The sequence below is a fragment of the Ruegeria sp. L11 genome (genome assembly GCF_056531755.1).
Genome location: NZ_JBQFMI010000001.1, coordinates 135,244 through 149,951 on the forward strand (window position 1 = coordinate 135,244; position 14,708 = coordinate 149,951).

16 protein-coding genes are annotated in these 14,708 nt (G+C 62.2%); all 16 read right to left on the reverse strand.

What is annotated here, in order from left to right; all coding sequences use genetic code 11:
- Window positions 1-96: 96 nt before the first annotated feature.
- Complete coding sequence (locus ACR0CE_RS00650) at window positions 97-252, reverse strand: hypothetical protein (protein ID WP_480830441.1); 156 nt, start codon at window positions 250-252, stop codon at window positions 97-99.
- A 609-nt stretch (window positions 253-861) separates the two neighbouring features.
- The gene (locus ACR0CE_RS00655; RefSeq protein ID WP_480830443.1) at window positions 862-1,134 is read right to left on the reverse strand and encodes a DUF2274 domain-containing protein; all 273 of its coding nucleotides are present in this window, start codon (window positions 1,132-1,134) and stop codon (window positions 862-864) included.
- Window positions 1,131-2,330 (reverse strand): TraB/TrbI/VirB10 family type IV secretion system protein, encoded by a 1,200-nt coding sequence (locus ACR0CE_RS00660; RefSeq protein WP_480830445.1) that lies wholly within the window; start codon window positions 2,328-2,330, stop codon window positions 1,131-1,133. The genes ACR0CE_RS00655 and ACR0CE_RS00660 overlap by 4 nt, the downstream gene beginning before the upstream one ends.
- The gene (trbG, locus tag ACR0CE_RS00665) at window positions 2,327-3,304 is read right to left on the reverse strand and encodes a P-type conjugative transfer protein TrbG (protein ID WP_480830447.1); all 978 of its coding nucleotides are present in this window, start codon (window positions 3,302-3,304) and stop codon (window positions 2,327-2,329) included. The genes ACR0CE_RS00660 and trbG overlap by 4 nt, the downstream gene beginning before the upstream one ends.
- Complete coding sequence (gene trbF, locus ACR0CE_RS00670; protein WP_480830449.1) at window positions 3,301-3,984, reverse strand: conjugal transfer protein TrbF; 684 nt, start codon at window positions 3,982-3,984, stop codon at window positions 3,301-3,303. Before trbF ends, trbG begins: the two co-directional genes overlap by 4 nt.
- Window positions 3,984-5,270, reverse strand: coding sequence for a P-type conjugative transfer protein TrbL (gene trbL / locus ACR0CE_RS00675; RefSeq protein WP_480830450.1), 1,287 nt, complete (start codon window positions 5,268-5,270; stop codon window positions 3,984-3,986). The genes trbF and trbL overlap by 1 nt, the downstream gene beginning before the upstream one ends.
- A gap of 4 nt (window positions 5,271-5,274) precedes the next feature.
- On the reverse strand, window positions 5,275-5,544 hold the full coding sequence (trbK-alt, locus tag ACR0CE_RS00680) for a putative entry exclusion protein TrbK-alt (RefSeq protein WP_480830452.1): 270 nt from the start codon (window positions 5,542-5,544) through the stop codon (window positions 5,275-5,277).
- Window positions 5,545-5,548: 4 nt separating this feature from the next.
- The gene (gene trbJ, locus ACR0CE_RS00685; RefSeq protein WP_480830454.1) at window positions 5,549-6,331 is read right to left on the reverse strand and encodes a P-type conjugative transfer protein TrbJ; all 783 of its coding nucleotides are present in this window, start codon (window positions 6,329-6,331) and stop codon (window positions 5,549-5,551) included.
- Window positions 6,315-8,795, reverse strand: coding sequence for a conjugal transfer protein TrbE (gene trbE, locus ACR0CE_RS00690; RefSeq protein WP_480830456.1), 2,481 nt, complete (start codon window positions 8,793-8,795; stop codon window positions 6,315-6,317). The genes trbJ and trbE overlap by 17 nt, the downstream gene beginning before the upstream one ends.
- Window positions 8,796-8,799: 4 nt before the next feature.
- A complete protein-coding gene (locus ACR0CE_RS00695; protein ID WP_480830458.1) occupies window positions 8,800-9,069 on the reverse strand; it encodes a VirB3 family type IV secretion system protein in 270 nt (89 codons plus the stop codon).
- The gene (locus ACR0CE_RS00700; protein ID WP_480830460.1) at window positions 9,069-9,395 is read right to left on the reverse strand and encodes a TrbC/VirB2 family type IV secretion system protein; all 327 of its coding nucleotides are present in this window, start codon (window positions 9,393-9,395) and stop codon (window positions 9,069-9,071) included. The genes ACR0CE_RS00695 and ACR0CE_RS00700 overlap by 1 nt, the downstream gene beginning before the upstream one ends.
- Entirely contained in the window at window positions 9,392-10,327 is a 936-nt protein-coding gene (gene trbB / locus ACR0CE_RS00705; RefSeq protein ID WP_480830462.1) for a P-type conjugative transfer ATPase TrbB, read from the reverse strand. The genes ACR0CE_RS00700 and trbB overlap by 4 nt, the downstream gene beginning before the upstream one ends.
- Window positions 10,328-10,590: 263 nt before the next feature.
- On the reverse strand, window positions 10,591-11,517 hold the full coding sequence (locus ACR0CE_RS00710) for a hypothetical protein (protein ID WP_480830464.1): 927 nt from the start codon (window positions 11,515-11,517) through the stop codon (window positions 10,591-10,593).
- The gene (locus ACR0CE_RS00715; RefSeq protein ID WP_480830466.1) at window positions 11,517-13,208 is read right to left on the reverse strand and encodes an AAA family ATPase; all 1,692 of its coding nucleotides are present in this window, start codon (window positions 13,206-13,208) and stop codon (window positions 11,517-11,519) included. The genes ACR0CE_RS00710 and ACR0CE_RS00715 overlap by 1 nt, the downstream gene beginning before the upstream one ends.
- Window positions 13,209-13,222: 14 nt before the next feature.
- Entirely contained in the window at window positions 13,223-14,200 is a 978-nt protein-coding gene (locus tag ACR0CE_RS00720; protein WP_480830468.1) for a GIY-YIG nuclease family protein, read from the reverse strand.
- A complete protein-coding gene (locus ACR0CE_RS00725) occupies window positions 14,193-14,708 on the reverse strand; it encodes a hypothetical protein (protein ID WP_480830469.1) in 516 nt (171 codons plus the stop codon). The genes ACR0CE_RS00720 and ACR0CE_RS00725 overlap by 8 nt, the downstream gene beginning before the upstream one ends.

Here is a 14,708-nt window from a genome sequence, read left to right on the forward strand (position 1 = left end):
CTGGAACGAAGGATATCGATTATCCCATCGACCTCAGTTGCGCGTTGATTGGTTACGAGTACAACATCCGGAACTCGCATTGAGAACCCAGGATGCTTACATAGCTTCGTTGTGCTTCTTGGCAGCGGCCAAAGCGTACTCGCGGTTGCTCCATGTCGCGTGCTTGTCGTCATACTGACCGGCACACTTTTCTTCCTTCACGGCTTCGGCAAGGAGCAAAACAGCGGGGTGCTTCTGCTTTACTTTGGTCATGCGGCGTCTCCTCTTGTTGGTGCACGTTCCATGGACGAGCGTATGGGAGCCCAAGGCACCGATCAACGACTGATAGCAGTTTTTTTGCCGGCGAAGTCATCGAGGAGCCCGAAATTTGTGACAGAGGTACTGTCCCGCATGCATGAGCCGTCCATCCGTTGGCGATAATCAGGGAGCACGCGGAAGTGGCGCGAACCGACGTCGCGCCCGTGCGGAACCGTGGGGCCAGTACATCGCTGTCGAGGATCGGCCGTCCTCACTGGGCCAGCGGACGAAGCCACTCCGACTCGCAAAGCTGCTGTTTCGTGGTTCGGTTGGCGGCTGAGGCCGAAGATCGCTGCGACGGAAGGAACCATGACGTCAGTCGCCCATGTACTGTTTGGCCCCGTGGCCTCAAAAAAAAAAGACCAGTTGCGTCTTTACCTTAGACGCCTGACACTGATTCTGTCGCCTCCAGCAGTCGTCTGTCAAACCTGTGTTTGTAGGGCGATCTCGGATTTCTTCTGGAGGATCGGCTCGACTCTGTCGCAACTTCAAGCGGGTAGGGGGTGCCTATGTGCGATCCGTGTGCAATGCGATCCGCCAAGAGATTTACGATTTCTCAGATACTTAGCCCTGATCGGAATCCAGTGGCTTCGGTGGGTTTGGCTTCTTGCGGTTAGCCCTCGATCCCGCTTTGCGCGCTGCAGCGAACCCGCGGTCCGTGGCCATGAAGCGGTCGAGCATGGGGGCGACGAGGCGGGCGGGCTCAAGATCCTGGCCGGTCTGTTGGCCCAAGACAGCCGCGTAGTCGCAAAGGTCACGGTGCACATCAGCGGGAAGCTCGACGGTCAGCTTGACCGGCTTGTCGTCATGGATCGGGCCAAGCTTAAGTTTCGTCATCGGACTTCTCCCAAGGGCTCGAGGATCAGGTCGCGGGTGACCATGACGCGGACGGGGAAGCCCGGGCGTATGGTCAGTGTCGGCGGGACGGCGAGCTGCTGGCGGACGATCTCGTCCCCGGTCCGTCCGATCGTGTCCTGCGCGGCCTCGCGGATGGCGCGGGCGACCTCGTCTTCGGTTTCTGCGCCACTTTCCAGGCCGAGGTTCAGGATCGTGGCGAGGCCAGCAGCAAGGAAGACGCGACCCCAATGATAGTTGACCCGGTCCTGCAGGCCGGACGCGCCTGTTCCGTCAGTGCCGGGCGCGCGCTCCAGCACAATGGAGCGACCATCCGGAAGGATGAGGCGGGTCCAGACCAGAAGCAGACGGCTTTGCCCGGATGCGATGCGGCTGTCGTATTCTCCCAGAAGCCGAGCGCCTTGCGGGATCAGCAAGTACCGCCCTGAGGGGCTATCAAAGACATTCGAAGTCACCTGTGCCGAGATCTGGCCGGGAAGGTCGGAGCGCAGGCCGGTGATCAGGGCGGCCGGGATCACCGTGCCGGCCTGCAGGATGTAGGGGCTGGGCGGCGGCACTATGCGTTGCGCACTGACGGTGTCCGTGTCTCCGGGACGGGTGAGGAACGCCTCCCGGCCGGAAATCGGATCGCTTGCCGTAGGGCTGCGCAATGTGGAGGGGAAGAGCGCGCCTGTCGCGGGGGGCGTCGGTGTGGCCTGTGCTCCGCCGCGCGGCACGGTTTGCGCCTCGGCAAAAAGGGCGCTCAGCCAGGCGGCGTCGAGTTCCTGAAGGCGGCGTTGTTCCTCCGGATCGACTGTGGGGGCCAATGGACCGGAAAGGGGCGGTGCCGGGACAGGCTGGCCGCGATCTTGCGCCCCAAGGATGGCGCGGCCCAACTCACCGGGCAAGGGTGGGCCGAGACGCGGGACATCGGCGTAATCCCGAGGCAGCGTGGACAGCCCTTCAGCCGCCTGAATGCGTTCGGTGGAAAAGAGCTCGGTCTGGTTGCCCTCCTGCCGGTTGCTCTGCAGCGCCACGATTAGGATCGCGCCAAGGCCAAGTCCACCGATGGCGGTGGCAAGGGCAATGGCCCGGCGGGACAGGCGCATGACACGGGGCGGATCGGGCCTGAGGCGAAGCTCTTGGGCGATGTCTGCCTCGGTCCGTGGCGGCGGTTGCATGTCAGGGTTTTGTGTCATCGCTCCACCTCTGGCTGGGGCGCGCGCGGCGGGCGTTGATCGCCATCTGTCCGCACGATCCGCACGACCTGCTGTCGTCTTTCGCCGAGACGCAGTTCTGCGGCCCCGAACAGGCGGTCCACGATCAGCACATTGCCGAGAACGCGGGTGTTGACGATCTGGCCGCGTCCATCCGCGCCGATCACGAAGAGCGGGGGCATTTCGCCTTGGGCGATGCCGGGCGGGAAGACGACATAGACACGGCGCCCGTCGTCGAAGACCGAGACCGGACGCCAGGGCGGGGCGTCGCCCTGCAGGCCGTAACGATAGTGCCGGTCGGCCTCGGGCGGGATCGCCGGGCGGCGAATTGTCGGGGCGCGGGGCGTGGTTCGCGCCTCTGGATAAGCCCATGCGACGCTGGGCATCCAAGCCTCCTCGTTCGCATGCAACTCGATGTGGTAGTTGCGCCTGTCGGTGTTGACGACGAGATTGGTGGAGATGTCGGGGCGCGTTGGCTTGACTAGGATGTGGACACGCTCGCTGCGGCCCGACCCGCTTGTGGTGTCGCCGATGATCCAGCGCGCGGTGTCGCCCGCTGCGATCGGGCCGGGACCGGTCAGGCGTTCACCGGGTTCGAGCGCGATATTGGTGATCTGCCCGGGGGCGGCATAGATCTGGTAGAGCGCGCCTTCGCTCCACGGAAAAACCTGCATGGCGTTGTAGTAGCCCTGCTGGCGGGGTTCGACCCGGGCGGCGGCATTGGCAGCGATAATGCGCGCCTCCGGCGTATCCGCTTCGGGATCGCCGCCGCGGGAGGGCGTCCAGGCTGGCGGCGTGTGAACCGGGCGGGGCGGCCCCTCGGCCGGGGGTGGTGCCGGCGGCCGAGGGGCCGGGACCTGGTCGTCATAGGCGATTTCGGGCGGGCGCTGTCCCGTGCAGGCGGTCAGCGCCGTGGCCGCGAGGAGAAGAACGGGGATGGGGCGAAGTCGTCTCATTGGGCATTCTCCCTCGACCAGTTGATGGCATGGACATAGACGCCGAGCGGGTTGGCTCGCAGACGCTCGGCATCACGGGGCGGCTGGACCACGACGCTGAGGATGGCGGTCCAGCGTTCGGTGGCAGCGAGTTGGCCGTTTTCATAGCGCCGCTCGATCCAGGCGACGCGGAAGCTCGTCTCCGAAGCGCGGATGACGCTTGAGACCTCGACGGAAACCTGCGTGTCGCCGACGAGGGCGAAGGGATCGTTCACGCGTGCGTAGTCGTTCAACGCAATCGCCCCGCGATCCGTGGCGAAGTCATAGGCGCGCAGCCAGCTCTGGCGGAGCACGATAGGGTCTGCCGGGACCTGCCGGACATTCTCGACGAAGCGGGCGAGATGCCAGGCGATCTGTGGATCGGTCGGGCGAAACTCGGCCAGCGCGGGGGCGACGGCTTGGGCCGCACCGAGGTTGTCGACCTCGACCACGTAAGGGACGACGGCGCTGCGCGTCGATTGCCAGGTCAGCACCGCGCTGAGCCCGGCGGACAGGGCGAGGCAGCCGAGCGCCATGAGGCGCCAGTTGCGGGCCTGGACACGAGCCGAGCCGATGCGCTCGTCCCAGACCTGGGCGGCCTTCTGGTAGGGGGTGACGGGCTCGGGCGTGGCGCCGTAGCGGACACTGGGGCGTCGGAACATCAGGAGGACCTTTCGGAGAGGCTGACGACCGTGCCGCCACCGCCATGATCGCCGGAGCGGATGACATGGGCGGCGGTGGAAAGGCCGTGTTGAAGGGATTGCTGGCGCTTCATCCGCAGCGCCCAGTCGGGTGGGCCGTCATTGGCCGGGGCGGGCAGGGTGCTCCCCGCAAATCGACCGCCTGTGGCTGCATAGGCGGTGCGGGCGCCGGACCCAGCGCCGTCCGAGATTGCGCGTCGGAGCGGGCTGAACGCGGCAACGGCACCGGTCTTGCCGATAGCGGCCACGCCACCGACGGACTTGCCCAGCGCTGTGCTGCGGGACGCGGCACCAAGCTGGTAGGCAGTGGCGGTTCCGCTGCCGACAGCACTGGCACCACGCAAGGCCGCGCCACCGGTGCCAAGGGCCATCCGGGTCCCGGCGACACCGGCGATCGCGGCCCCGCCCACGGCGATACCGGTGCCGACCGCGGCGCCTGCGCCAAGCTGCGGTCCGCCCGAGACAATGCCATTGGCGATGCCGGGGCCGAAGATGCCGAGGGCGAGGAGCGCCAGCGCGCCAAGGACGACCGACATGGCGTCGTTGATCGTGGGTTCACCCGCAAACCCGGCGGTGAACTCGCTGAAGATGGTGGAGCCGATACCGACGATGACGGCCAGCACCAATACCTTGACGCCTGAAGAAATGACGAGGCCCAGCACGCGTTCGGCCATGAAGGCGGTCTTGTTGAACAGGCCGAAGGGCACGAGGATGAAGCCTGCCAGCGTGGCCAGCTTGAATTCGATCAGGGTGACAAAGAGCTGGATTGCGAGGATGAAGAACGAGAGCAGGACCACCAGCCAGGCGAAGAACAGGATCCCGATCTGGATGAAGTTCTCGAAGACGGCGACAAAACCGGAGAGGTCGGCGATGGAGGCGAGGATCGGCTGCCCGGCCTCGAGCCCGACCTGCGCGATGCGCCCGGGCTGCAGCAGCTCGCTGGCGGAGATCGTGCCGCCGGTGGCGACCAGGCCAAGGCCCGCGAAACTGTCGAAGACGATCCGGGCCAGCGTGTTCCAGTTGCCGATGATATAGGCGAAGACCCCGACGAAGAGGGTCTTCTTCACCAGCCGGGCGATGATGTCGTCATCCGTACCCCAGGCCCAGAACAGCGCGGCCAGCGTGATGTCGATGACGATCAGCGTGGTTGCGAGAAAGGCGACGTCGCCGCCGAGAAGTCCGAAGCCGGAATCGATGTAGGAGGCGAAGACTTCGAGAAACCGGTCGATGACACTCACGCCGCCCATTGCTTTACTCCGTCCCGGCCGACTCTGGCGTCAGATCGAAGAAGCGCTGCCGGGCCGCCTTCCAGGCGGCGCGGCATTCGGTGTCGGTGGCGTAGTTTTCGGGCGTCAGGTCACGGCAACCCGCGAGGGTGCCGCGCAAGGCGTTATCCCTGACCACATGCCCGGTGTCGGTGGGCAGGACCGTGCGTGTCAGTTCGACCACGGCGGCGAGGGCGGCGAGACCGCCCACACCGAAGGCGACAAGGCGCAGAATTCGCGGGGTGTCGAGGGCCATACGCTTACTCCCCGAAGAAGCGCACGGTGCCGGGGGAATAGCCGCCGCCGTAATCGAGGAATCGGGCGAGGTTCTCGCGGCCCTGTGCCTCCGCGGAGGCGATCCGGGCGGCTTCGAGCGCTTCGGCACGGTTCTGCGCGGCGATGGCAGCCGTCAGATCGGCGATCTGTGTCGATTGCAATGCGAGCAATTGGTTGCCAGCCTGCGCGACCTGCAGGGCCCCAACGGCTCCTTGGCTTTCGCGGATGAGCGCGTCCATCTGAGTTCGCGCGCCGTCGATATTGCCCACGACCCCGGCCTGCACGCGCAACGCGTCTTCGAAGCCCGCAACGGAGGTCTCCCACCGCTGGCGCGCGCCTGCGATCATCGCGCCGAAATCACCCTGGGCTGCTGCAGCGCCGTAATCCTGCGCAAAGGCCTGTTCGATGGTGGCGACGTCGAAGGCGAGGCTCTGGGCATCGGCCAAGAGGCGCTGGGTTTCGCCGATGGCGTCCTGCAGCTGCGCCAGCGAGGAATGCGGCAGGTTTGCAAGGTTCAGCGCGTCGTTCATCAGCATCTGCGCCTGGTTCTGGATCTGGGCGATCTGATTGTTGATCTGCTCCAGTGCACGGGCGGCCGAGAGGATGTTTTCGGCATGGTTGCGCGGGTCGTAAACGATCCGCCCACCGCCCCCGAAGAAGAAGGCCTGGGCGGGTGTCGTTAGGACCGATGTGAGGACGAGGGCGCTGGCCATCAATGCGGCGGCGAGTTTGCGGGGCCGGGCAGGGCGCTCAGGATTGCGGGTCATGTTCTGTCTCCTTCTGGTCAGGGTGAGGGGGTGTCGGATCGGCTGGTGCGATGTCGGGCCCGAGCAGGTCGATGGCCCAATCAAGACCGCGATGACGCAGCCAGGCGGCGGCAAAGCCATCCCGGCCATGGGTGGCGATAAGATTGCTGATTGCGGCCTGATCGGCCTTGGAGGCGGCGGCGGTGAAGGCCAGAGCCACCTCGCCGAGGCCCAGCGAGAAGAGCCGGTTGCCCCGCCGCGACTGGCAGTAGTAGTCGCGCTTCGGCGTCGCGCGGGCGAGGATGTCGATCTGGCGGTCGTTCAGCCCGAAGTTCTGGTAGATCCGGGCGATCTGCGGCTCAAAGGCCCGTTCGTTGGGAAGGAAGATCCGCGTGGGGCAGCTCTCGACAATCGCGGGCGCGATGAGGGACCCGTCGATATCGGCCAGCGATTGGGTGGCGAAAACAACGCAGGCGTTCTTCTTCCGCAGCGTCTTCAGCCATTCGCGCAGCTGCCCGCCGAAATTGGCGTCATCCAGCGCAAGCCAGCCCTCGTCGATCAGGATCATGGTAGGACGTCCGTCGAGCCGTGCTTCGATCTGGTGGAAGAGATAGGACAGCACGGCGGGAGCCACGGTCGAACCGATCAGCCCTTCGGTCTCGAAGGCCAGCACATCGGACGACCCCAGTTCCTCCGTCTCGGCATCCAGAAGCCGGCCGAAGGGGCCGCCGAGACAGAAGGGCTTCAGCGCGCGTTTCAAGTCGGTCGATTGCAGCAGGACCGAGAGGCCCGTGAGTGTGCGCTCCTCGCGCGGGGCCGAGGCGAGCGAGGTCAGCGCCGACCAGAGATGGTCCCGCGCCGCCGGGTCGACTATCGCGCCTTCGCGGCCGAGGATGCCCGCGAGCCAGTCCTGCGCCCAGGCGCGTTCCGCCGCTTCGTCGATCCGCGCCAGTGGCTGCAACTGAACCGCCGGTTCCTCGTCAGCCAGCGCTTCGCCGAGGTTCTCCCAATCACCACCCATGGCGAGCGTGGCGCAGCGGATCGAGCCGCCGAAGTCGAAGGCGAAGACCTGCGCGCCCGGGTATCGGCGGAACTGCAGCGCCATGAGGGCCAGGAGAACCGATTTGCCTGCACCGGTCGGCCCGACGATCAAGGTATGGCCGACATCGCCCACATGGGTGGAGAAGCGAAACGGGGTCGTGCCGTCGGTTTCGGCGTGGAACAGCGGCGGGCCGTCAAGGTGGTCGTTCCGATCTGGTCCCGCCCAGACCGCCGAGATCGGGATCATATGGGCGAGGTTCAACGTCGAGATGGGTGGCTGACGGACATTGGCATAGAGATGCCCGGGCAGGGAGCCGAGCCAGGCTTCGAGGGCGTTCAGGGTTTCCGGGATGCAAGTAAAGTCGCGCCCCTGTACAATCTTCTCTGCCGCCTTGAGCTTTGCCTCGGCGGCTGCCGCGTCCTCGTCCCAAACGGTGATCGTGGCGGTGACATAGGCCGCACCCGCCACATCGGCACCAAGCTCCTGCAGCGCCTCGTCCGCATCTGCCGCCTTGTTGGCCGCATCGCTGTCGAGCAGGGTCGAGGCTTCATTGGTCATCACCTCCTTGAGGATCGCGGCGACCGACTTGCGCTTGGCGAACCATTGCCGGCGAATGCGAGTGAACACCCGGGCGGCATCCGTCTTGTCGAGGCAGATTGCGCGGGTGCACCAGCGATACTCGAAACCCTGCGCGTTAAGCTCGTCGAGCAGTCCGGGCCAGGTGGCGCTTGGCAGCCCGATGATGGTCAGGGTCTTGAGATGTGCGGCCCCAAGCCGGGGTGTCAGCCCACCCACCAACGGGTCATCGGCCAGAACCGCGTCGAGATGCATCGGCACCTCCGGCACGCGGACGCGCTGGCGTCGCGTTGAAACGGTCGAGTGCAGGAAGGTCAGGGTCTCGGCGTCCGAGAGCCAGGCGATTTCCGGCATGAACCCGTCGAGCAGATCGATCAGCCGGTCGGCGCGGCTGACAAAGCCGGAGACAAGATCCTGAGGTTTGGTGCGGCGATCGGGGGCATTTTCCAGCAGCCAGCCTTCGGCGCGGCTCGCGTCGTCGCCGGGCGGCAGCCAGACCAGCGTCAGGAAATATGCGCTCTCGAAATGTGCGCCCGCTTCTTCGAATTGCGCGCGCCGTTCGGCATCGACAAGGGCGGAGACGGGATCGGGAAACTCGGAGGCAGGATAGTCCTGCGCGGGGTTCCGTTGCGCTTCCACGAAGACGGCCCAGCCGGAACCCAGCCGCCGCAGCGCGCTGTTGAGCCGGGCCGAAGTGGCGACCAGTTCGGCGGGCGTGGCTGAATCCAGATCCGGCCCCCGAAACCGCGCGGTGCGTTGCAGGCTGCCGTCCTTGTTCAGGATGACACCGGGCGCGATCAGTGCCGCCCATGGCAGGAAATCGGTCAGACGTGCCGGTTTGGACCGGTATTCGGCGAGGCTCATCATCGGCTCAGACCCCGAACCAGGACGGGTAGCGGAGATGCCGCCGCGCCACCTCGGCGATCTGTGCATCTCGCTTGGCAGCCCAGACCGCGAGGAGATGACCAACCAGCCAGAACGCGAGGCCCACGAGCCAAAGACGCAGGCCGAGCCCGATGGCGGCGGCGAGAGTGCCATTGGCGATGGCGATGGTGCGGGGAGCACCGGCCAGCAGGATCGGATCGATCAAGGCCCGGTGGACCGGGGCATAATAGCCGGGGATGTCGGTGGGGCTCTCCATCAGATCAGCGCTCCGCCGCCGAAAGAGAAGAAGGAGAGGAAAAAGCTCGAGGCCGCGAAGGCGATGGAAAGCCCGAAGACGATCTGGACCAGACGCCGGAACCCGCCTGAACTGTCGCCAAAGGCCAGCGTCAGGCCCGTGACAATGATGATGATCACAGCGACGATCTTGGCGACCGGGCCTTCGATCGACTCGAGGACGGATTGCAGGGGGGCCTCCCACGGCATGCCGGACCCGGCGGCGAGCGCCGGCTCGGGCAGGGCAAAGACAACGAGGCCGAGCGCGGTTGCGCCAAGGGCTGTGCTTGATGATGGCAGAAGGGTCATGGATGGCTTCCTTTTGTCGGTGGGAAAAGGGGGGTGAGGGCGTAATCGCCCGGGGCGGTCAGGCCGGTGACCCGAGCAAGTTCGGAGAGGCGACGCTCGGCGCCCCGTCCGGACAGAACGGCGATCAGGTCGATGGTCTCCGCGATCAGCGCGCGCGGAACTGTCACCACCGCTTCTTGGATCAGCTGTTCGAGCCGCCGCAGCGCGCCGATGGCGGACCCGGCGTGGATCGTGCCGATCCCACCCGGATGGCCGGTGCCCCAGGCCTTGAGCAGGTCGAGGGCTTCCGGCCCGCGCACTTCGCCGATGGGGATGCGATCAGGTCGCAGCCGCAACGACGCGCGCACGAGATCGGACAGGGTCGCGACCCCGTCCTTGGTGCGGAGTGCCACGAGGTTGGGGGTCAGGCATTGCAGCTCGCGTGTGTCCTCGATCAGGACAACGCGGTCTGAGGTCTTGGCGACCTCCGCCAACAGCGCATTGGTGAGGGTCGTCTTGCCGGTGGAGGTCCCGCCTGCGACAAGAACATTTGCCCGGCTGGTGACTCCCCCGCGCAGGTGACGAGCGGCATCGGCCGTGAGAATCCCGCCGGAAACATAATCGTCGAGGGTGAACACCGCGACGGCGGGCTTGCGAATGGCAAATGTGGGCGCGGAAACCACTGGGGGCAGCAAACCCTCGAAGCGCTCGCCGGTGTCTGGCAATTCAGCCGAAACACGCGGGGCCGCGGGATGGACCTCCGCCCCGACGTGATGCGCGACAAGACGAATGATGCGCTCGCCATCGGCGGGAGACAGCACCGCGCCTGTGTCGCTCAGCCCATCGGCCAGCCGGTCAACCCAGAGCCGCCCGTCCGGGTTCAGCATCACCTCAACGACGCCCGCATCCTCGAGCCAGGCGGCGATGCCCGGCCCAAGGGCGGTGCGCAACATGCGTGCTCCGCGGGACGACGTCTCGGTTATGAAAGGGGTAACGGTCATGATTGGCCTCGCGATGGATCACGAGACCGATCAAGAAGACCGTTATTTGGTTACTGGCAACAGATGTGAAGGCGTAGTAGAGTTATAGCGTGCAAAGGCAGGGTAAGTGCACTTTGCACCCATAAGTCAATACTGGCTGAGACGACCCGGAGTTTGGTCTCATGCTGGCTTTAGTTCGGCGAGCAAAATCTTGCTCCGTCTCATGTAAAGAAGGCCTAGCCAAAGTCTATTGTGCAATCATCGAAAATTGTGATTGGAGGTCTACATAATTCATAAGCTGGTGACTCTGGGTTGAAACGTGATAACATCGCTTCGATGACTGGTGTCGACAACAAAGTCATGAGTGTTACATCACCCGCATTAGATGAGCCAAATCCAGCATCCGATTGAATTCCCCCACAGTCACACAATACGCACCTGACGTGAAAATTCGGTCCACCTTGACGGCGTTCCCACTCGAAAATTTTGATCGTAAAGCTTTCGGGAATACGATTTTCAAAGAGTGCTAGAATGTTCTGAGAGAACGCTTGTCTGTCAGGTTCTCCACCATTACGGCAATGAATATGTACTACTTTTTCCCGCGCGCCGGCTGAGTGCATTTTCTGCAATGTGAGAATTAACGGGGTCGCATAGCGTGTTGTTGTTACTTGGAAATACGGGTCAACAATTGCAATATTCTTCGCTTGAGACATCGTGGGCCAGATTGAGTTCGATATCCCCTCATCATTCAATGGAACATTAATTGAGGTCGAAACAGTGAAAAGCGGATGACCATCATCCAGTTCACTGGCGACTATGACATTATTGAAATTATTTGGATTCTCAGATGCTAAGATCGCGTGGAACTCTGAGCCGACTGGTTGTTGAGCTGCGTTCAAGAGCCAAGATATTTCTGGCTGATACAATCTGCCCGATCTGACGACGGCGACGTGTTTGGCCATTCGTAGTTTTTCCACAGCTTTCTTCTTCTCGCCATCGCTCATGTCAGATTTTTTGACCAGCTCGTAGACGGAAGCCTCCCACTTTTTCGGAAATCGAGAAATTAGACGCCCTTTGTCGAAGCCAAATTTTTCAATCAAATACCGGAATCGTTCCCAGTTTGCAGTCAGCGCTTCTGGTTCGACTGCATATTCAAGATGCATCAGAACAGTTCCTCCGCCCGTTCTTCGAAGAACCCATCTGGCCACCGGTCAGAGAAATCACCGTCTCTATCAACGCGAAGGCGGCGAAAATGCACTTCATTTTCGGTATTTTCGACGTATATGACGGAGAGATCATCGGGCTTTAGTGCATTTTTTCTTGGCGGGAGTTCTCCTTCGGTGGTCTCCCGCACCCTGCGTAGGAGCCGCAGCATGATGTGTTCGCTATGGGTTTCGACAAGGAGGGTTTTGCCTGAACCGAACGATTGCTCGCCGGGCACTACAGCATGAATGAAAAGGTCACCGACCCCGACCTGAATTGCCGGATGAATGTGAAGTTCGGGCTGCTCAATTGCCAGAATGCCATCCTTGTCGCGAAGGCAAGCGACGATGACAGGGATCATCTGAGAGATGCCAACGCCGACATCGCTCGGGGCAACATCAATGCCTTTCACCACGTCACGCAAAACAACCTCGGTACGCGATCCAAGCTTCTGGAACTCTTCCTGCAGTTCTCCGATGTCGTCTCCGCTGATGCCGCGTTTGAACAACTGATCGATCCGGCTTGAGACCGGTATTTCCAGATACTCCGACTTCGCGATCTCGTAACTCGTTCCCAGACCGTCCTTACCACTCAGCCAGGCATTCACTTCGCTGAGTAGTTTGCCCTTGGTGTCCGAATAGAGAAGGTCCCATGCTGCCAAACCCTGTGCCCAGCGTCCCTCATCGGGTGAAACCTGGGGCCGGAAACCCCTGGGTGGGATGTCCCTTAACGGACCGATATAGGTCATCTGCGAAAGGTAGTCGCGCGTAATGCGCAATGGCCCAAGCAGTAACTCGTCGAGCAATGCAGACAGTCCGCGAACGCGAGGCGTGTTGCCCTCCAATTCCAGCTTCTTCGGTTCCGGATCGCGCAGTTCCAGCGTCCACGGCTTGTTGATATCCGGCAGAGCGCCAATCACGGATGCGGCTGCGACGCGAAACTCGCTGGCACCTTTCAAGTCTGCGGATCTGGCCATGTCACGGGAAAGCTCCCAAATCTCGATACCCAGTTTGGTGCCAAGTGGGTCGCTCTCTTCCGTGTCCTGAGAAGGCTCTTCATCGGCGTCCATATACTCCTGCAACAGTGGATGTTGGAAGTTGAACTCGGTGAGCTGAGCCTGGCCGGGTTGCGGTGGGGATTTGATCGTGGCGATGTTTTCGCCATCCATATCGACAATCAGAGCCGACACATAAGGTGCATTGATCAGGTCGCTCCATTGAATCTGCAGGGAGACACCGATCTCCTGGACGACGGCATATTCCTTCAGATCGGTGTTCTCACCGACGATGTACCGGATGCGCAAGTTTTCAAATTCAGGGTCGTCGAGCGAGTTCCCATTGTTGATTGGAAGCCGTTCATTGCCCTGATCGTCCGACAAATCGATGACCAATTTGACCGTCATCGACTTCGAGAGATCATGGTTATGGATCAGCTTCTTGAAACCGCCGAGATCGATCAGGCCGCCCGCAATCGTTTGATCCGGATCGGGGTTCTTCCTCTCTAGGATTTCACGAACATAGTGCAATGCCTGAAGGATGGTGCTTTTGCCTGCGCTATTCGGGCCGAACAACAGCGTGATCGGCCGTAGCTCAATGGCCTGCTTGGCACCAACACCTTTGAAGTTTTCGATTTCGATCCGGCTCAGTCGCATGACAATCTCATTTCTTACTTCAGGCCCTTGGCCTTCGCAGCCGCGGCGAGAATTTTGGGCATCTTGGAAAAACAAAAGGTTTGGAAAACCCGTTCCATGGCGTCCCATTCACCAGTGTAGAACTCTCCTGACTGTGAGGTAAATTCCTTGGCGAAGCGCGCTTTCAATTCTGTCTCATGACTATGAGTCGTTGCCCCATCGTCAAACGGTTGGCGGTACTTTAGTTCCCATCGGCAAACAGCGCTTTTGGGAAACCCGCCATTGACCTCTTTCAACCGACGGATTGGATCATTTGATCTGCCGATTTTCACCAATGCCTTGCCGAGGTGAGGGCCGGTTCTGCCGAGCAGTGCTTCCGCATTGGCTGTCAATTTCATCAGGTATAGGTGGTTCTCACCGTCTTCGTGCTTGGAAGTTCGGTCCCCGAAACTTGGAGGAATACCTTTGGACGGCTTGAGCACGTCATTCATATAGCCGCGGACGAGTTCATCCGCTGCGATGGGCGGTTCACCGAAGACGTTCACCTGCCGGACATGGTGGCTGAGCGCCCTGCGCTTTTCATCTGGCTCAAGCAGGACAGCCTTGGTCGTTCTCTCAAACCGCTTCTTGCTGTCATAGGCTATCGGCGCAATCGTTTTGATGTGAACCCGGTTGGTGACGCGCCATGCACGGACAACCTTCAGTCCGTAGGTCCACCTGTCCTGAAAACCATGATCTAGCTTCCATTTCCTCGACTCCTCAGTCTGCCGGTCCAGATCATGGCATCGCTCCAATTTGACTTCCATGAAGCCAAGGGCCTGCCTCTGCAGATCGGCGTCAGTGAGAGAGTCCACGGCACCGTAGATGAGGACAAGATCCCCGTCCTTCATCTTGGTCAGCATGTCTTCACGCTGAGCTTCGTGCGTGAAGCCAATATATCCGGCGTCTTCCGGGTTGAAGCCGTAGAATGCGCGCACCCACACTTGGCGGTCTTCGGGAAGAAGGTCACCCATCGGCGCACCCCTTGGTCAGCTTCGGAAAGTTCGCCGAAAACGCCGCGAGAACTGCCCACCAGTTTTCCGGATCGGATTGCGCTTTGCTGCGCACCACATTGAGAACCGAATAGCCAGCATCGGACAATGCGTCGCGCAGGTCCCGTTCTAGTGCCGCCATCCGGTCGCGAACGGGTTTGTGCAGCTCCATCTGCTCGCCATGATCCTGCTCCGCGGTCTTCCCGATCTCCGGGAAAATCGGCCCATAGGACACCAAATCGAACTGGGTACACTGCTCCGGTTCGATGCCCTGTTCGGTAAGCAAGCGGCGAAGGCTGTTGGAGGCTTTCTGAAATCCCAGATGCTGCCCCATCCGCGTGTAGGGCGCGGTCGCATATGGGCTGCTGTTGTCCCCGGTGCGCCCGACATACAGGCGTTCACCCTTCGGCGTGTCGATCCGCCACACATAGAGCCAGAATCCGCGTTGCAGCATCGGGCCGGGCAGGGTGAGGGTGTGGAGTTCCGCCAT